The organism is Ramlibacter sp. PS4R-6 (genome assembly GCF_037572775.1).
Taxonomy (GTDB): Bacteria; Pseudomonadota; Gammaproteobacteria; order Burkholderiales; family Burkholderiaceae_C; genus Ramlibacter.
The window spans coordinates 1,291,408-1,307,114 of sequence record NZ_JBBHKA010000001.1 but is presented as its reverse complement, the minus strand read 5'-3'; the positions used below and the strand labels follow the sequence as shown (position 1 = coordinate 1,307,114).

21 protein-coding genes are annotated in these 15,707 nt (G+C 68.1%); all 21 read right to left on the bottom strand.

What is annotated here, in order from left to right; all coding sequences use genetic code 11:
• Positions 1-2: 2 nt before the first annotated feature.
• Positions 3-359, bottom strand: a complete 357-nt coding sequence (locus WG903_RS06455; RefSeq protein WP_340073429.1) for a DUF4870 family protein — start codon at positions 357-359, stop codon at positions 3-5.
• A gap of 1 nt (position 360) precedes the next feature.
• Complete coding sequence (locus WG903_RS06450; protein WP_340073427.1) at positions 361-726, bottom strand: phosphoribosyl-ATP diphosphatase; 366 nt, start codon at positions 724-726, stop codon at positions 361-363.
• Complete coding sequence (hisI, locus tag WG903_RS06445; RefSeq protein ID WP_340073426.1) at positions 723-1,115, bottom strand: phosphoribosyl-AMP cyclohydrolase; 393 nt, start codon at positions 1,113-1,115, stop codon at positions 723-725. The genes WG903_RS06450 and hisI overlap by 4 nt, the downstream gene beginning before the upstream one ends.
• Before the next feature lie 17 nt (positions 1,116-1,132).
• Positions 1,133-1,891, bottom strand: coding sequence for an imidazole glycerol phosphate synthase subunit HisF (gene hisF / locus WG903_RS06440; RefSeq protein ID WP_340073425.1), 759 nt, complete (start codon positions 1,889-1,891; stop codon positions 1,133-1,135).
• 2 nt (positions 1,892-1,893) lie between these two features.
• Positions 1,894-2,634 carry a 1-(5-phosphoribosyl)-5-[(5-phosphoribosylamino)methylideneamino]imidazole-4-carboxamide isomerase gene (gene hisA / locus WG903_RS06435; RefSeq protein WP_340073423.1) on the bottom strand — a complete coding sequence of 247 codons (741 nt, stop codon included), beginning with the start codon at positions 2,632-2,634 and terminating at the stop codon, positions 1,894-1,896.
• A 41-nt stretch (positions 2,635-2,675) separates the two neighbouring features.
• Positions 2,676-3,320: an imidazole glycerol phosphate synthase subunit HisH gene (gene hisH, locus WG903_RS06430; RefSeq protein WP_340073422.1), complete on the bottom strand. Its 645-nt coding sequence runs from the start codon at positions 3,318-3,320 to the stop codon at positions 2,676-2,678.
• A gap of 9 nt (positions 3,321-3,329) precedes the next feature.
• A complete protein-coding gene (gene hisB, locus WG903_RS06425) occupies positions 3,330-3,926 on the bottom strand; it encodes an imidazoleglycerol-phosphate dehydratase HisB (protein ID WP_340073420.1) in 597 nt (198 codons plus the stop codon).
• Entirely contained in the window at positions 3,923-4,996 is a 1,074-nt protein-coding gene (gene hisC / locus WG903_RS06420) for a histidinol-phosphate transaminase (protein WP_340073419.1), read from the bottom strand. The genes hisB and hisC overlap by 4 nt, the downstream gene beginning before the upstream one ends.
• A complete protein-coding gene (gene hisD, locus WG903_RS06415) occupies positions 4,993-6,312 on the bottom strand; it encodes a histidinol dehydrogenase (RefSeq protein WP_340073418.1) in 1,320 nt (439 codons plus the stop codon). The genes hisC and hisD overlap by 4 nt, the downstream gene beginning before the upstream one ends.
• Positions 6,309-6,968: an ATP phosphoribosyltransferase gene (hisG, locus tag WG903_RS06410; protein ID WP_340073417.1), complete on the bottom strand. Its 660-nt coding sequence runs from the start codon at positions 6,966-6,968 to the stop codon at positions 6,309-6,311. The genes hisD and hisG overlap by 4 nt, the downstream gene beginning before the upstream one ends.
• Positions 6,969-6,971: 3 nt before the next feature.
• Entirely contained in the window at positions 6,972-8,234 is a 1,263-nt protein-coding gene (gene murA / locus WG903_RS06405; RefSeq protein WP_340073416.1) for a UDP-N-acetylglucosamine 1-carboxyvinyltransferase, read from the bottom strand.
• A 4-nt stretch (positions 8,235-8,238) separates the two neighbouring features.
• Positions 8,239-8,484 carry a BolA family protein gene (locus WG903_RS06400; RefSeq protein WP_340073415.1) on the bottom strand — a complete coding sequence of 82 codons (246 nt, stop codon included), beginning with the start codon at positions 8,482-8,484 and terminating at the stop codon, positions 8,239-8,241.
• Positions 8,481-9,236, bottom strand: a complete 756-nt coding sequence (locus WG903_RS06395; protein WP_340073413.1) for an ABC transporter permease — start codon at positions 9,234-9,236, stop codon at positions 8,481-8,483. The genes WG903_RS06400 and WG903_RS06395 overlap by 4 nt, the downstream gene beginning before the upstream one ends.
• On the bottom strand, positions 9,233-10,147 hold the full coding sequence (locus tag WG903_RS06390) for an ABC transporter ATP-binding protein (protein WP_340073411.1): 915 nt from the start codon (positions 10,145-10,147) through the stop codon (positions 9,233-9,235). The genes WG903_RS06395 and WG903_RS06390 overlap by 4 nt, the downstream gene beginning before the upstream one ends.
• Positions 10,148-10,196: 49 nt before the next feature.
• A complete protein-coding gene (locus tag WG903_RS06385; RefSeq protein ID WP_340073410.1) occupies positions 10,197-10,469 on the bottom strand; it encodes an STAS domain-containing protein in 273 nt (90 codons plus the stop codon).
• The gene (locus WG903_RS06380) at positions 10,469-11,110 is read right to left on the bottom strand and encodes an MlaC/ttg2D family ABC transporter substrate-binding protein (protein WP_340073409.1); all 642 of its coding nucleotides are present in this window, start codon (positions 11,108-11,110) and stop codon (positions 10,469-10,471) included. The genes WG903_RS06385 and WG903_RS06380 overlap by 1 nt, the downstream gene beginning before the upstream one ends.
• A gap of 91 nt (positions 11,111-11,201) precedes the next feature.
• Complete coding sequence (locus WG903_RS06375; protein WP_340073408.1) at positions 11,202-12,065, bottom strand: MlaA family lipoprotein; 864 nt, start codon at positions 12,063-12,065, stop codon at positions 11,202-11,204.
• On the bottom strand, positions 12,062-12,559 hold the full coding sequence (gene mlaD / locus WG903_RS06370; protein ID WP_340073407.1) for an outer membrane lipid asymmetry maintenance protein MlaD: 498 nt from the start codon (positions 12,557-12,559) through the stop codon (positions 12,062-12,064). The genes WG903_RS06375 and mlaD overlap by 4 nt, the downstream gene beginning before the upstream one ends.
• A 14-nt stretch (positions 12,560-12,573) precedes the next feature.
• A complete protein-coding gene (mlaE, locus tag WG903_RS06365; protein WP_445263580.1) occupies positions 12,574-13,359 on the bottom strand; it encodes a lipid asymmetry maintenance ABC transporter permease subunit MlaE in 786 nt (261 codons plus the stop codon).
• Positions 13,356-14,174, bottom strand: a complete 819-nt coding sequence (locus WG903_RS06360; protein ID WP_340073406.1) for an ABC transporter ATP-binding protein — start codon at positions 14,172-14,174, stop codon at positions 13,356-13,358. The genes mlaE and WG903_RS06360 overlap by 4 nt, the downstream gene beginning before the upstream one ends.
• 65 nt (positions 14,175-14,239) lie before the next feature.
• Positions 14,240-15,706, bottom strand: a complete 1,467-nt coding sequence (locus WG903_RS06355) for a glutamate synthase subunit beta (RefSeq protein WP_340073405.1) — start codon at positions 15,704-15,706, stop codon at positions 14,240-14,242.
• Position 15,707 lies beyond the last annotated feature (1 nt).

The following is a 15,707-nucleotide window of genomic DNA, read 5'->3' as shown; positions in this document are numbered from 1 at the left end:
CCTCAGTACGCGGCCCGGTTGTCGTTGAAGCGCAGCCAGCCGCGGATGCAGCGGTACAGGTACCACAAGCCGATGATCGTGTACGCGATGGCACCCGGCAACACCAGCAGGATCCACAGCGGCGCGGTCACGACGAGCCACAGCACCGTCCACCAGAAGGTGGCGATCATCCAGCTGTGGTGGCTCAGGTACACGGGGTCCTGTTCGTCCGAGCGCTTGATGTAGTTGGCGATCAGCGCGATGACCGCGAGCGTGCCCATGCTGGCCCACGCGATGGTGTGCATCGCGTACAGCACGTGCATCACCGTGCGGTCGCCGGCCGTCTTGGCCTCGAACTCGGCGAAATCGGTCTCTGCCATCTCACACCCCTCCTTGTTCGCGCTGGCGCACCTTGCGCAGCGCCTTCTCCTCGATGCCGCTGGTCCCGGCGCGGCGCTCCAGCTCGCGCACGACGTCGGCGGGCGACAGGCCGAAGTGCGCGAGCGCGACCATGCAGTGGAACCACAGGTCCGCCACCTCGCCGACGATCTTCGCGCGGTCGCCGCCGTGCTGCGCATCCTTGGCCGCCATGACGACCTCGGTCGCTTCCTCGCCGACCTTCTTGAGGATGGCGTCGGGCCCGCGGCTGAGCAGCCGCGCGACGTAGCTCGCGTCGGGGTCGCCGCCCTTGCGGCTTTCGATCACGGCCGCGAGCTGCGCCAGCACGTCTTCGTTGTTCGTCTTCACTTGTCGTAGATGGTTGTCGGGTCCTTGAGGACCGGTTCCACCGCGTGCCACGCGCCGTCCTTGTACAGCTGGAAGAAGCAGCTGTGGCGGCCCGTGTGGCAGGCGATCGAGGGGTCGTGGCCGTGCTGCGTCACCTTCAGCAGCACGACGTCGTTGTCGCAGTCCAGGCGGATCTCGTGCACCTGCTGCACGTGGCCCGATTCCTCCCCCTTGAACCACAGCTTGCCGCGCGAGCGGCTGTGGAACACGGCGCGCCCGGTCTCGGCCGTGAGGCGCAGCGCCTCGCGGTCCATCCACGCGAGCATGAGCACGTCGCCGGTGGACGCTTCCTGCGCCACCGCCGGCACCAGCCCCTGCGCGTCCCAGCGCACCTCGTCGAGCCACTCCATGCGGCTATTGTGAAGGATCAGGAGCGAACCGGGATGCCCCGGGCGGCCATGAGTGCTTTGGCCTGCCCCACCGTGTACTCGCCGTAATGGAAGATGCTGGCGGCCAGCACCGCGTCGGCGCCGCCTTTCTGGATGCCGTCGGCCAGGTGGTCCAGGTTGCCGACGCCGCCCGAGGCGATCACTGGCACCGACACGGCGTCGCTCACGGCGCGCGTCAGTTCCAGGTCGAAGCCCGACTTCGTGCCGTCGCGGTCCATGCTGGTGAGCAGGATCTCGCCGGCGCCGCGCCGTGCCATCTCGGTGGCCCATTGCACGGCGTCCAGGCCCGTGTTCTTGCGGCCGCCATGGCTGTACACGTCCCAGCCGCCGCCCTCGCGCCGCTTGGCGTCGATGGCCACGACGATGCATTGCGCGCCGTATTTCTGCGACGCAGCGTCGATCACGTCGGGGTTGGCGATGGCCGCCGAGTTGAAGCTGGTCTTGTCGGCGCCGGCGTTGAGCAGGCGCCGCACGTCGTCCACCGTGCGCACGCCGCCGCCCACGGTGAGCGGGATGAACACCTGCGCCGCCACGGCCTCGATGATCGGCAGGATCAGGTCGCGCCCGTCGCTGGTGGCGGTGATGTCCAGGAAGGTGAGCTCGTCGGCGCCCTGCTCGTTGTAGCGCGCCGCGATCTCCACGGGGTCGCCGGCGTCGCGCAGTTCGACGAAGTTGACGCCCTTGACGACGCGGCCGCCCGTGACGTCCAGGCACGGGATGATGCGCTTGGCCAGCATGCTCAGGAGCCCAGTTCGTCGGCGCGCGCCTGGGCTTTGACGAAGTCGAGGTCGCCCGTATAGATCGCGCGGCCGCAGATCACGCCCTCGATGCCTTCGCCTTCGACGGCGCACAGCTTCTCGATGTCGGGAATGCCGGCGAGCCCGCCCGAGGCGATCACCGGGATGGTGAGCGACTGCGCGAGCTTGACGGTCGCGTCGACGTTGATGCCCGTGAGCATGCCGTCGCGGCCGATGTCGGTGTACACGATGGCTTCGACGCCCCAGTCCTCGAACTTGCGCGCGAGGTCGATGACTTCATGCCCGGTGAGCTTGCTCCAGCCGTCGGTGGCGACCTTGCCGTCCTTGGCGTCCAGGCCCACGATGACGTGGCCGCCGAAAGCGGTGCAGGCGTCCTTCAGGAAACCGGGGTTCTTCACGGCGGCGGTGCCGATGATCACGTAACGCAGGCCGCCGTCGATGTACTTCTCGATTGTGTCCAGGTCGCGGATGCCGCCGCCCAGCTGCACCGGGATGTCGTCGCCCACCGCCTTGAGGATCGCCTTGACCGCCGCCCAGTTCTGCGGCTTGCCGGCGAAGGCGCCGTTCAGGTCCACCAGGTGCAGGCGGCGCGCGCCCTTTTCCACCCAGTGGCGCGCCATGGCGGCCGGGTCCTCGCTGAAGGTGGTCGCCTGCGACATGTCGCCTTGTTTCAGGCGCACGCAATGTCCGTCTTTGAGGTCGATGGCGGGGATCAGCAGCATGGGGGGGTGGGCGCGACATTCAACCGGGCAGGCCGGTGCGCTCAGGGATTCCAGTGGAGGAAGTTTCTGTAGAGGGCGAGGCCTTGGTCCGCGCTTTTCTCGGGATGGAACTGGGTCGCGAAAATGTTATCGCGACCGATGGCGGCGGTAAAGCGCACGCCGTACTCGGCTTCCCCGAGGCTGTGGCGCGCATCCGACGGGCGTGCGTAGAAGCTGTGCACGAAGTAGAAGTAGCTGCCGTCGGCGACGCCCGCCCAGACCGGGTGCGCGTGCATCTGGAAGACGCGGTTCCAGCCCATTTGCGGCACCTTGAAGCGGCTGCCATCGGGCTGCATCCGGCCCGCGAGGTCGAATTTCAGCACCGTGCCGCCGATCAGCCCGAGGCCGGCGGTCGGGCCTTCCGCGCTGCGATCGAGCAGCATCTGCATGCCGACGCACACGCCCATCAGCGGCTTGGCGGCGGCGCCTTCCAGCACCGATTCCATCAGCCCCGACTCGCGGAACTCGCGCATGCAATCGGGCATGGCGCCCTGGCCGGGCAGCACGATGCGCTCGGCCGCGCGCACATCCTCGGGTCGGGAGGTGACGACCACCTCCCAGCCCGAGCCCTGGGCGGCATGGCGCACCGCGTTCGAGACCGAACGCAGGTTGCCCATCCCGTAGTCGACGACCGCGACGCTGCGCATGAAAGGCGCCTAGAGCGACCCCTTCGTGGACGGGACGGTGCCGGCGCTGCGCGGGTCCAGCTCCACCGCCGCGCGCAGGGCGCGGGCGAAGGCCTTGAAGACCGTCTCGCACTGGTGGTGCGCGTTCTCGCCGCGCAGGTTGTCGATGTGCAGCGTGACGAAGGCGTGGTTCACGAAGCCCTGGAAGAACTCGTGCGCCAGCTGGCTGTCGAAGGTGCCGATCATGCCGCTCTTGAACGGCACGTTCATCACCAGGCCGGGGCGGCCGGAGAAGTCGATGACCACGCGCGACAGCGCCTCGTCGAGCGGCACGTAGGCGTGGCCGTAGCGGCGGATGCCCTTCTTGTCGCCGATGGCCTTGGCCACCGCCTGGCCGATGGCGATGCCCACGTCCTCCACCGTGTGGTGGCCGTCGATGTGCAGGTCGCCCTTGGCCTGGACGTCCAAGTCCAGCAGGCCGTGGCGCGCGATCTGGTCCAGCATGTGGTCGAAGAAGCCGATGCCGGTGGCGAGGCTTGCCTTGCCGGTGCCGTCCAGGTTCACGCGCGCCGTGATCTGCGTCTCGGCGGTGTTGCGGGTGACTTCGGCGATGCGTGCGGTGGTCATAGGGATGCGGCCAGTGCCTGCAGCATGCGCGTGTTCTCGTCGTGCGTCCCGACGGTCAGGCGCAGGCAGTTGGCCAGCAATGGGTGCATTTTAGAAACGTTCTTCACCAGGACGCCATGCGATTTCAGGCCGTCGAACGCCTTTGGGGCGTCGGGCACACGCACCAGGATCATGTTGGCGTCGCTGGGCCAGGCCTTCACGCCCGGCATTTCGCGCAGGGCGAACTGCAGGCGCTCGCGCTCGGCGCGCAGCTCCCTGGCCTGCTGCGCAAAGACTTCGGCGTGCTCCAGCGCGAACAGCGCGCACTCGCAGTTGAGCACGCTGATGTTGTAGGGCGGGCGCACCTTGTCGATCTCGGCCACGAGCTCCTTGCGGCCGATCAGGTAGCCGATGCGCACGCCGGCCAGGCCGAACTTGCTCATGGTGCGCATCAGAAGGACGTGCGGGTACTTCCCGAGGCGGCCGGCCCAGGTGCGGCTGGAGAAGGGCTGGTAGGCCTCGTCCATCACGACCAGGCCGGGCGCCGCCTCGAAGATCTGCTCGATCACGCGGTCGTCCCACAGGTTGGCCGTCGGGTTGTTCGGGTAGGCGAGGTAGACGATGGTCGGCTGGTGCTCGCGGATGGCCGCCAGCATCGCGGGGCCATCCAGCTCGAAGTCCGGCGTGAGCGGCACCTCGATGAACTTCAGCCCCTGCAGCTGCGCGCTCATGCCGTACATCACAAAGCCGGGCAGCGGCGCCAGGATGGACGCGCCCGGGATGTCGCAGGCCATGGCGATCAGCGAGATGATCTCGTCCGAGCCGTTGCCCAGCATGAGGTCGCAGCCCTCCGGCATGTTGGCGTGCTGCGCCAGCGCGCGGCGCAGGTCGTTCACGCGTTCGCCGGGGTAGCGGTTCAGCGCCACTGCGCCGAGGCGGCGTCCCAACTCCTCCTGCAGCGCGGGGGACAGCCGGTGCGGGTTCTCCATCGCGTCGAGCTTCAGCAGGCCGGCGGACGGCTGGATGGCATAGGCGTGCATGGATTGCACGTCCTGGCGGAACACCTTCTTCGCGCGGTCCAGTGCGCTCATCGTTTCTTCATCCTCATTTCGGCAGCGCGCGCATGCGCCTGCAGCCCCTCGCCGTAGGCGAGCTCCGCTGCGATGGCGCCGAGTTTCTGCGCACCCGCCTCGCTCACCTCGATCAGGCTGCTGCGCTTCTGGAAGTCGTACACGCCCAGCGGGCTGGAGAAGCGCGCCGTGCTGCTTGTGGGCAGCACGTGGTTGGGGCCCGCACAGTAGTCGCCCAGCGACTCGCTGGTGAAGGCGCCGAGGAAGATCGCACCGGCGTGCTTGAGCAGCGGCTCCCAGTACTCGGGCTTGCGGCTGGCGATCTCGAGGTGCTCCGGCGCGATGCGGTTGCTGATCGCACAGGCCTCTTCCATCGTGCGCGTGTGGATCAGCGCACCGCGGCCGTTCATCGACTTGGCGATGATGTCCTTGCGCGGCAGCTCGGGCAGCAGGCGGTCGATCTCGGCCTGCACGCGGTCGATGTAGGCGGCGTCCGGGCACAGCAGGATGGACTGCGCGAGCTCGTCGTGCTCGGCCTGCGAAAAGAGGTCCATCGCCACCCAGTCGGGCGGCGTGGTGCCGTCGGCGAGCACGAGAATCTCGCTCGGGCCCGCGATCATGTCGATGCCGACCTGGCCGAAGACGCGGCGCTTGGCGCTGGCGACGTAGGCGTTGCCGGGCCCGGTGATCTTGTCGACACGCGGAACCGTGGCCGTCCCGTATGCCAATGCGGCGACGGCCTGCGCGCCGCCGATGGTGAAGGCGCGGTGCACGCCGCCCACATACCCTGCGGCCAGCAGCAGCGCATTCTGCGCACCGGGGTGCGGCACGACCATGATGATCTCGGACACGCCGGCGACGTGCGCCGGGATCACGTTCATGAGCAGGCTGGACGGATACGCGGCCTTGCCGCCCGGCACATAGGTGCCGACGCGATCGAGCGGCGTGACCTTCTGCCCCAGCAGCGTGCCGTCCTCGTCGCGGTAGGACCAGCTTTCGCCACCAGCCTTCTTCTGCGCCTCGTGGTAGCTGCGAATCCTCCGGGCAGCCGCTTCGAGTGCGTCGCGCTGCGCGGCGGGCAAGCCGTCGAACGCCGCCTTGAGCTGCCCCTGGCCGAGCTCCAGCGCGCCCATCGACGTCGCGCCGAGCTTGTCGAACCGGTTGGTGTATTCCAGGACCGCCGCGTCGCCGCGGGCGCGCACGTCCGCAATGATCTTCTCGACCGCCTGCTCGACGCCCGCGTCCGTCTCGGCGGACCAGTGCAGGCGCTCGGCGAAGCGCTGCTCGAAACCGGCGTCGGTCGTCGCGAGTCGCAGCGGCCGGGCGGTCGGGCTCATGCCTGTTTCCCGATGGCGGCGCCCACCGCGTCGATGACGCGCCGCATCGCTTCCTGCTTCAGCTTCAGCGCCGCCTGGTTCACGACCAGCCGCGAGCTGATGTCCATGATGCGCTCGACCTCGACCAAGTTGTTGGCCTTGAGCGTGCCGCCGGTGGACACGAGGTCGACGATGGCGTCGGCCAGGCCCGTCAGGGGCGCCAGTTCCATGCTGCCGTACAGCTTGATCAGGTCCACGTGCACGCCCTTGGCGGCGAAGAACTCGCGCGCGATGTTCACGTACTTGGTCGCGACCTTCAGGCGCGAGCCCTGCTTGACCGCGCTGGCGTAGTCGAAATCGGAGCGCACGGCCACGCTCACGCGGCACTTGGCGATCTGCAGGTCCAGCGGCTGGTACAGGCCGGTGCCGCTGCCCCAGGAGGCGTTGTGCTCGATCAGCGTGTCCAGCCCCGTCACGCCCAGGTCGGCGCCACCGTACTGGACGTAGGTCGGCACGTCGCTGGCGCGCACGATCACCACCCGCACGTCGGGGCGCGAGGTCGCCAGGATCAGTTTGCGCGATTTCTCGGGGTCGTCCAGCACCTCGATCCCGGCCGCCTTGAGCAGGGGCAGGGTCTCGTCGAAGATGCGGCCTTTCGAAAGCGCGAGCGTGAGCACGATTTACTTGATCCGTTCGATGTCGGCGCCGATGCCGCGCAGTTTGAGTTCCATCTGGTCGTAGCCGCGGTCCAGGTGGTAGATGCGGTCGACCAGCGTCTCGCCTTCGGCGACGAGGCCGGCGATCACCAGCGACGCGGAGGCGCGCAGGTCGGTGGCCATCACGGTCGCGCCGGAGAGGCGCTCCACCCCCTCGACGATGGCGAACTTGCCGTCGACCTGGATACGCGCGCCCAGCCGCACCAGCTCGTTCACGTGCATGAAGCGGTTCTCGAAGATCGTTTCCGTGGTCTTCGACGAGCCTTCGGCGATCGCGTTGAGCGCCATGAACTGCGCTTGCATGTCCGTCGGGAAACCCGGGTATTCCGTCGTGCGGAAGCTTTGCGCCTGCAGCCGCCCCTTCGAGCGCACGCGGATGCCTTCGGGAACGGCTTCGACCGTCGCGCCGGCGTCGCGCAGCTTGTCGATCACGGCCTCGAGGTGGTCGGCGCGCCCGCCGCGCAGCAGCACGTCACCGCCCGTGGCCGCCACCGCGCACAGGAAGGTGCCGGTCTCGATGCGGTCCGGCACGACGCTGTGCGTGCAGCCATGCAGCCTGGCGACGCCTTCGATCGTGATGCGCGGCGTGCCGTGGCCCTTCACCTTCGCGCCCATGGCGTTGAGCATCTCGCCCAGGTCGGTGATCTCGGGCTCCTGCGCCGGGTTCTCCAGCACGGTCTCGCCTTCGGCCAGCGCCGCGGCCATCATGAAGTTCTCGGTGCCCGTCACGGTGATCATGTCGGTGCGGATGCTCGCGCCCCTCAGGCGGTCGCGGCCCTTGGGCAGCTTGGCGATCATGTAGCCGTGCTCGACCACGATGTCGGCGCCCATCTGCTGCAGGCCCTTGATGTGCTGGTCGACCGGGCGCGAGCCGATGGCGCAGCCGCCCGGCAGCGACACGGTGGCCTCGCCGAAGCGCGCAAGCAGCGGGCCCAGCGCGAGCACCGAAGCGCGCATCGTCTTCACCAGCTCGTACGGCGCCTCCGGGAAGTGCAGGTCCTTCGCGTCGATGCGCACGCGGCTTTCGTCGCGTTCCACCGCCACGCCCATGTTCTTGATGAGCTTGGCCATGGTGGCGACGTCCTGCAGGCGCGGGACGTTCTCGAGCACCACCGGCTCGTCGGTGAGCAGGGCGGCGCACAGCTCCGGCAGTGCCGCATTCTTCGCGCCGGAAATCCGGACTTCGCCGTGGAGCTCGCGCCCCCCGCGGATCAACAACTTGTCCATGTGTTCAATGCTGGCTGGTGGACGCCCATTCGGCGGGCGTCAGGGCCTTGATCGAGAGCGCGTGCACCTCGTCAGTCCGCATTCTCTCACCCAGCGTGGCGTAGACCCGCTGGTGGCGCTGGATCAGCCGGCGGCCCTCGAACTCCGGGGACACCACGACCGCCTCCCAGTGGCGGCCGTCCCCGGTCACCTCCAGGTGGTCGCAGGCGAGGCCCGCGCTGATGATGGCGTGCAGTTCGGCGGCGGTCATGCCCGGATTTTGTAGCCTGTGCGCAGCAGATTCACGGCAACGCCGCCCACCACCAGCAGGGCGGCCGCGACGACCGCGAAGCTCAGCCAGGGCGAGACGTCGCTGACGCCGAAGAAGCCGTAGCGGAAGCCGTCGATCATGTAGAAGAACGGGTTGAGGTGGCTCACGCGCTGCCAGAAGTCCGGCAGCGAGTGGATCGAATAGAACACGCCCGACAGGAACGTCATCGGCATGATGATGAAGTTCTGGAAGGCCGCCATCTGGTCGAACTTCTCGGCCCACAGGCCCGCGATCAGGCCCAGCGCGCCCATCATGGCCGAGCCGAGCAACGCGAACACCAGGATCCACAGCGGCTGGGCGAAGCCGGGCTGGCCGAAGATCGCCGTGACGACGAACACCCCGAGGCCGACCATCAGGCCGCGCGCCACGGAAGCGCCGACGTAGGCGACGAACCAGCTCCAGTGCGACAGCGGCGTGAGCATCAGGAACACGAGGTTGCCCGTGATCTTGCTTTGCACCAGCGACGAGGAGCTGTTGGCGAAGGCGTTTTGCAGCACGCTCATCATCACGAGGCCGGGCACCAGGAACGCGGTGTAGCTCACGCTGCCGTAGACCTTCACATGGTCCGACAGCACGTGGCCGAAGATCAGCATGTACAGGACGGCGGTGAGCACGGGCGCCGCCACGGTCTGGAAGCTCACCTTCCAGAAGCGCAGCACCTCCTTGTAGAAGAGCGTCTCCCACCCTTTCATGCCGCCGCCTTCTCCGACATCACGTCGAGGAAGACGTCCTCGAGGTCGGCCTTGCGGATCTCGACGTCCTCCACGCGCAGCCCGGCCTGGCGGATCGCCGCGAGGTACTGCTCGATCTCGTGCGCGTCGTGCGCCGGCAGCTGCACGATGCGCCCCGTCACGCGCGCCTTGGCGGCGAACCCTTCCGGTAGCGCCCCGTCCATCTTGAAGCGCAGCACGTTGCTCGATGCCGCCTTGAGCAATTCGCTGGTGCGCGCCAACGCCACCACGCGGCCCGCCTTGAGCATGGCGATGCGGTTGCACAGCGCCTCGGCCTCCTCGAGGTAGTGCGTGGTGAGCAGGACCGTGTGGCCTTCCTTGTTCAGGCGCGCGATGAAGTGCCACAGGGTCTGCCGCAGTTCCACGTCCACGCCCGCCGTCGGCTCGTCCAGCACGATCACCGGCGGCTTGTGCACCAGCGCCTGCGCCACCAGCACGCGCCGCTTCATGCCGCCGGAGAGCTGGCGCATGTTGGCGTTGGCCTTGTCGGCCAGCCCCAGGCTGGCGAGCAGTTCGTCGATCCAGGCGTCGTTGCCCTTCACGCCGAAGTAGCCGGACTGGATCTTCAGCGTCTCGCGCACCGAGAAGAAGGGGTCGAAGACGAGCTCCTGCGGCACGACGCCCAGCTGGCGGCGCGTCTGCGCGTACTCCGTGACCACGTCGTGGCCGTGCACGGTCACGCGGCCGCCGGTGGCGCGGGCGAGCCCGGCGAGGATGCTAATCAAGGTGGTCTTGCCGGCGCCGTTGGGGCCCAGCAGGCCGAAGAACTCGCCCTCCTCGATGTCGAAGGAGACGTCGTCCAGCGCCTTGAAGGTGCCGCCGCCGCGCGAGGGAAAGGTCTTGGTGACCGACTGGAAGGAGATCGCGGGCATGGGAGCCCGTGATTTTACGGGGCGGGGTGCCCTCCCTGCCCAAGCAAGGTCAAGGCGCCGCGGGCAGGAGCTGGGCCACGCCGTAGACGGTGGCCAGTTCGCGCAGGCGCTGCGGCATGCGCGCAACCGAAAAGGTCTTGCCGATGGCCAGCGCCTCGCGCCGGCACTCCAGCAGCACCGCCAGCGCCGACGAATCGAAGCGCTCCAGCGCCGCCGCATCGGCGACGACCGCCGTCTCCGGCTGGCGCCGCAGCGCCTCGGCCAGCATGCGGCAGCAGGCCGTCGCCTGGTCGTGCGTCAGTTCGGCGGGCAGGACGAGCATCAGCCCTTCTTCGCCGCGTTCTGCTTGTTGCGCTCGGCGAGCGCGGCGATCAGGCCTTCCACGCCCTTGCTGCTGGTGACCTCGGCGAACTGGGTGCGGTAGGTTTCCACCAGCCACACGCCCAGCACGTTGAGGTTGTAGATCTTCCAGCCCGCGCCCTGGCCCGGCGTTTTCTCCAGCCGGTAGTCGAGCTGGATCGGGTCGCCGCGGCCGCGGATTTCGGTGCGCACGACGACCTCGCTGTCCTCCGGCGCGCTGCGCATCGGCTTGACGCTGACCGTCTGCTCGTTGACCTGCGCCAGCGCGCCGGCATACGTGCGCAGCAGGAGGGTCTTGAATTCCTCCTGCAGGCGGGACTTCTGCTCGGGCGTGGCCTGGCGCCATGCCGGGCCCACGGTGGCCGCCGTCATGCGCGCGAAGTTGACGTTGGGCAGGATTTTCGTGTCGACCAGGGCCTGGATGCGGGAGACATCGCCCGCGCGGATCTTCTCGTCGCCCTTGATCTGGCCCAGCACCTCGTCGGACAGGCGCTTGATGAAGGCATCGGGTGCCTCGTCCGCAGCGAACGCGAACGTCGGCAGGCCGAGCGCGGCCACGGCGGCGAGGCAGGCACCCCACTGGTTGAAAGTGCGTCTTTTCATTCGTTTCCCTTTCGGTTCGGATGTTGCCGGTTGGAACCCGGCCGTGCCCGGCGGTTCCGGCCGCGGGCCCATCCTTGCAACTTGCTGCAATTCAACGCGCGGGGGCCGGCGCCGGTTGTCCGGCCGGCTTGGCGGGGGCGGCGTCGGGCTCGGGCGGCTCGGCACCATCGTTGTCCTTGCCGTCCTTCGGGTCCGAGTCTTTCCCGATGCCGATGCCCAGCTTGCTGCCGAGAGCCCCACCGCCGTTGCTGTTCCTGAAATCCATCACGTCGGCGCGGCGGCGCTGCAGGTAGGCCTCGCGCGTGAAGCTGTACTTGTCGAGCGACGCCTGGTCCAGCACGTCGCTGGCCCGCAGCAGGTTGGCGCGACGGTCCACCGCGCGCAGCCCCGACAGCAGGCTGCGCTCGTCGCCGCGCGGCATGTGCCACACCAGGTCGCCGTACAGCTCGATGGGGAACACGGCGGCGTCGCGCAAGGTGGACGGCCCGAGCACGGGCAACACGATGAACGGCCCCGCAGGCACGCCCCAGCGCCCCAGCGTCTGGCCGAAGTCTTCCTTGTGCTTGTCGATGTTCAGCAGGCTCGCGGCGTCGTAGATGCCGAAGAAGCCGACCGTGGAATTGATCTGGAAGCGCGCCCAGCTCTCGCCCGCGTCCTGCAGCCGCAGCTGCAGCACGCTGTTCACGGCCGACCAGGCGTCCTGCAGGTTGCCGAAGAAGTTCGACACCGCGGTGCGGCCCGCGGGCGGCACGCCGTTGCGGTACGCCGTGGCCACCGGCTTGAGCACGATCGAGTCGACGTGCTCGTTGAACTCGGCCATCTTGCGGTTGAAAGGCTCGAGCGGATCGCGCGGGTTGGGTCCCATCATGCTCGCGCAGCCGGTCAGCAGCGCGAACACCACGCCGGCTGCCGCCAGGCGCAGGATGCGAAAGGCACTTGCTCTGTCGTCGTTCATTTTTTCGGTGCCGCCCCTGGTGCCGCCGTATTGCCGCCGCCTTCGGCCGCCTTGTTGTAGAGGAACTGGCCGATCAGGTTTTCCAGCACCACCGCGGACTGCGTGTTGGTGATCGTATCGCCGGCGGCGAGGTTCTTGTCGTCGGCGCCGGCTTCCACGCCAATGTATTGCTCGCCCAACAGCCCGCTTGTCAGGATCTTGACCGAACTGTCCTTGGGAAATGTGTAACGTTGTTCCACGGCCATGGCCACGCGCGCCTGGAAGCTCTTGCCATCGAGCTCGATCGATTCGACCCGGCCGACCACCACGCCGGCGCTCTTGACCGCCGCCTGGCGCTTGAGCCCGCCGATGTTGTCGAACTTCGCGAAGACCCGGTAGGTCGGCTGGAAGCTCAGCGACAGCAGGTTGGCGGACTGCAGCGCGAGGAACAGGATCGCGGCCGCGCCCAGCAGCACGAAGAGGCCGACCCACACATCGCTTTTGGAGCGTTCCATTTCGTCTTTCTTCCCTAGATACTGAACATCATCGCGGTGAGCACGAAGTCGAGGCCCAGCACCGCGAGCGAGGCGACGACCACGGTGCGCGTCGTCGCGCGCGACACGCCTTCGGGAGTGGGCTGCGCCTCGAAGCCCTGCAGCAGCGCGACGAAGGTCACCGTGAAGCCGAACACGAGGCTCTTGACCACGCCGTTGCCCACGTCCTTCCACACATCGACGCCGCCTTGCATCTGGCCCCAGAAGGCGCCGGCGTCCACGCCGATCAGCAGCACGCCGACCATCCAGCCGCCGATGATGCCGACCGCGCTGAAGACCGCGGCGAGCATGGGCATGGCGATCACTCCGCCCCAGAACCGCGGCGCGAGGATGCGCTGCACGGGGTTGACGGCCATCATTTCCATGGCCGAGAGCTGCTCGCCCGCTTTCATCAAGCCGATCTCGGCGGTGAGCGACGTGCCGGCGCGCCCTGCGAACAGGAGCGCGCTGACGACCGGCCCGAGCTCGCGCACCAGGCTCAGCGCCACGAGCAGCCCCAGCGCTTCGGCCGAGCCGTAGCGCTGCAGCGTGTAGTAGCCCTGCAGCGCGAGCACGAAGCCGACGAACAGCCCCGACACGGCGATGATCGCCAGCGAGTAGTTGCCCAGGAAGTGCACCTGGTCGCGCACGAGGCCGAAGCGGCGCATCGCGACGCCGAAGGACGCGACGAGGCGCGCGAACAATCGCGCGCCGTAGCCGATGTCGGCCAGCTTGCCGCGCGTGGCATAGCCGACGTTCGAGGGATTGAGCCAGCGGATCATCGGGCGAGCCCCCGGTCGAAGTCCTGCGCCACCGTCGGCCCCGGGTAGTGGAAGGGCACCGGCCCGTCCTCGCGCGCGTGCACGAACTGGTCCACCAGCGGGTCCCTGGATGCCATCACTTCCTGTGGCGTGCCCTGCGCGGCCACCTTGCCGTTCGCGAGGATGATCACCTGGTCGGCGATGAGGAAGGTTTCCTCCAGGTCGTGCGACACCACGATGCTGGTGATGCCCAGCGTGTCGTTGAGCCGCCGGATCAGTTGCGCGGCGGTGCCCAGCGAGATCGGGTCCAGCCCGGCGAAGGGTTCGTCGTACATGACCAGTTCCGGATCCAGCGCAATGGCGCGCGCCAGCGCCACGCGCCGCGCCATGCCGCCGGAGACCTCGCGCGGCATCAGGTCGCGGGCGCCGCGCAAGCCCACGGCGTTGAGCTTCATCAGCACGATGTCGCGCAGCAGGTCCTCGGGCAGCTTCGTGTGTTCGCGCAAGGGGAAGGCCACGTTCTCGAACACCGACAGGTCGGTGAAGAGCGCGCCGAACTGGAACAGCATGCCCATGCGCCGGCGCACGGCGTACAGCGTCCCGGCATCCATCTTCGCGACGTCATGCCCGTCGAACAGCACCTCGCCGCCCTGGGGCTTGACCTGCCCGCCGATCAGGCGCAGCACCGTGGTCTTGCCGCCGCCGGACGCGCCCATGAGGGCCGTCACCTTGCCGCGGGGCACGGTGAAGGACAGGTCGTCCAAGACGCGGCGCTCCCCGTAGCCAAAGCTCAGGTGCCGGCATTCGACGAGGGCCGTCGGGTCCGTGGTGCTCATCCAGGGGAAGTTCGGTGGAAACCCTGAATGATAAATGTCGCTCGCGAAGCGTGCTTAGGACGGAATTAGCGCGGAAGGTCGCTAGCCCCTTGCAGGAACTCGTCGACCGCCCGGGCCGCCTGCCGGCCTTCGCGGATCGCCCACACCACCAGCGACTGGCCCCGGCGCATGTCGCCTGCCGCGAACACCTTGGGCGCGCTGGTCGCGTAGCCGCCGGTGAAGTCGGTGGTCGCCTTGGCGTTGCCGCGGGCGTCCTTGTCGATGCCGAAGCCTTCGAGGATGGTCTGCACGGGGCTGATGAAGCCCATGGCAAGCAGCACGAGGTCGGCCTTGTATTCCTTCTCGGTGCCGGGGATCTCGTTGAACTTCCCGTCCTTGAATTCCACGTGCACGGTCTTCAGGCCCGTGACCTTGCCCTTGTCGCCGATGAATTCCTTGGTGGCGATGGCGAACTCGCGCTCGCAGCCTTCCTCGTGCGAGGAGGAGGAACGCAGCTTGTACGGCCAGTACGGCCAGGTGAGCTCCTTGTTCTCCTGCTCCGGCGGCATGGGCATCAGCTCGAACTGCGTCACGCTCTTCGCGCCATGGCGGTTGCTGGTGCCCACGCAGTCGCTGCCGGTGTCGCCACCGCCGATCACGATGACGTGCTTGCCGTCGGCTCGGATCTGGCCCTTGACCTTGTCGCCCGCGTTCACGCGATTCTGCTGCGGCAGGAACTCCATCGCGAAATGCACGCCGTCGAGGTCGCGGCCGGGCACCGGCAGGTCGCGCGACTGCTCGGCGCCGCCCGTGAGCAGCACGGCGTCGAAGTCCTTGAGCATCTGCTTCGGGTCGACCTGCTCCTTGGCAAGGTTGGTGACCTTGGAGCCTTCGGGCAGCTTGCCGACCATCACGCCGGGGCGGAAGGTGACGCCCTCGCCCTTCATCTGCTCGACGCGGCGGTCGATCAGGTGCTTCTCCATCTTGAAGTCGGGGATGCCGTAGCGCAGCAGGCCGCCGATGCGGTCGTTCTTCTCGAAGAGCGTCACGTCGTGGCCGGCGCGCGCGAGCTGCTGCGCCGCGGCCATGCCGGCGGGGCCGGAGCCGACCACGGCGACCTTCTTGCCCGTCTTGGCCTTGGGCGCGCGCGGCTTGGCCCAGCCCTGCTCCCACGCGCGGTCGGCGATCGCATGCTCGATGGACTTGATGCCCACCGCGTCGTCGTTGATGTTCAGCGTGCACGCCGCCTCGCAAGGCGCGGGGCAGATGCGGCCGGTGAACTCCGGGAAGTTGTTCGTCGAGTCGAGCACCTGGAAGGCGTTGAACCAGTCCTGGCGGTACACGAGGTCGTTGAAGTCCGGGATGATGTTGTTGACCGGGCAGCCCGAGTTGCAGAAAGGCGTGCCGCAGTCCATGCAGCGCGCGCCCTGCACCTTGGCCTGCTCGTCGCTCAGCGCCAGGACGAATTCCTTGTAATGCTTCACGCGCTCGGGGACGGGCCGGTAGCCCTCCTCGAGGCGTTCGAATTCCATGAAGCCCGTGATCTTGCCCATT

Coding starts and splice junctions, on each gene's coding strand:
- WG903_RS06355 (WP_340073405.1), bottom strand. CDS start 15,706: ATGGGCAAGATCACGGGCTTCATGGAATTCGAACGCCTCGAGGAGGGC.
- WG903_RS06360 (WP_340073406.1), bottom strand. CDS start 14,174: ATGAGCACCACGGACCCGACGGCCCTCGTCGAATGCCGGCACCTGAGC.
- WG903_RS06380 (WP_340073409.1), bottom strand. CDS start 11,110: ATGAAAAGACGCACTTTCAACCAGTGGGGTGCCTGCCTCGCCGCCGTG.
- WG903_RS06400 (WP_340073415.1), bottom strand. CDS start 8,484: ATGACCGCCGCCGAACTGCACGCCATCATCAGCGCGGGCCTCGCCTGC.
- murA (WP_340073416.1), bottom strand. CDS start 8,234: ATGGACAAGTTGTTGATCCGCGGGGGGCGCGAGCTCCACGGCGAAGTC.
- hisF (WP_340073425.1), bottom strand. CDS start 1,891: ATGCTGGCCAAGCGCATCATCCCGTGCCTGGACGTCACGGGCGGCCGC.
- mlaD (WP_340073407.1), bottom strand. CDS start 12,559: ATGGAACGCTCCAAAAGCGATGTGTGGGTCGGCCTCTTCGTGCTGCTG.
- hisH (WP_340073422.1), bottom strand. CDS start 3,320: ATGCGCAGCGTCGCGGTCGTCGACTACGGGATGGGCAACCTGCGTTCG.
- hisD (WP_340073418.1), bottom strand. CDS start 6,312: ATGAGCCCGACCGCCCGGCCGCTGCGACTCGCGACGACCGACGCCGGT.
- WG903_RS06395 (WP_340073413.1), bottom strand. CDS start 9,236: ATGAAAGGGTGGGAGACGCTCTTCTACAAGGAGGTGCTGCGCTTCTGG.
- mlaE (WP_445263580.1), bottom strand. CDS start 13,359: ATGATCCGCTGGCTCAATCCCTCGAACGTCGGCTATGCCACGCGCGGC.
- hisA (WP_340073423.1), bottom strand. CDS start 2,634: ATGCTGCTGATCCCCGCCATCGACCTCAAAGACGGACATTGCGTGCGC.
- hisC (WP_340073419.1), bottom strand. CDS start 4,996: ATGAGCGCACTGGACCGCGCGAAGAAGGTGTTCCGCCAGGACGTGCAA.
- WG903_RS06455 (WP_340073429.1), bottom strand. CDS start 359: ATGGCAGAGACCGATTTCGCCGAGTTCGAGGCCAAGACGGCCGGCGAC.
- hisI (WP_340073426.1), bottom strand. CDS start 1,115: ATGGAGTGGCTCGACGAGGTGCGCTGGGACGCGCAGGGGCTGGTGCCG.
- WG903_RS06385 (WP_340073410.1), bottom strand. CDS start 10,469: ATGCTCGTCCTGCCCGCCGAACTGACGCACGACCAGGCGACGGCCTGC.
- WG903_RS06375 (WP_340073408.1), bottom strand. CDS start 12,065: ATGAACGACGACAGAGCAAGTGCCTTTCGCATCCTGCGCCTGGCGGCA.
- WG903_RS06390 (WP_340073411.1), bottom strand. CDS start 10,147: ATGCCCGCGATCTCCTTCCAGTCGGTCACCAAGACCTTTCCCTCGCGC.
- hisB (WP_340073420.1), bottom strand. CDS start 3,926: ATGACCACCGCACGCATCGCCGAAGTCACCCGCAACACCGCCGAGACG.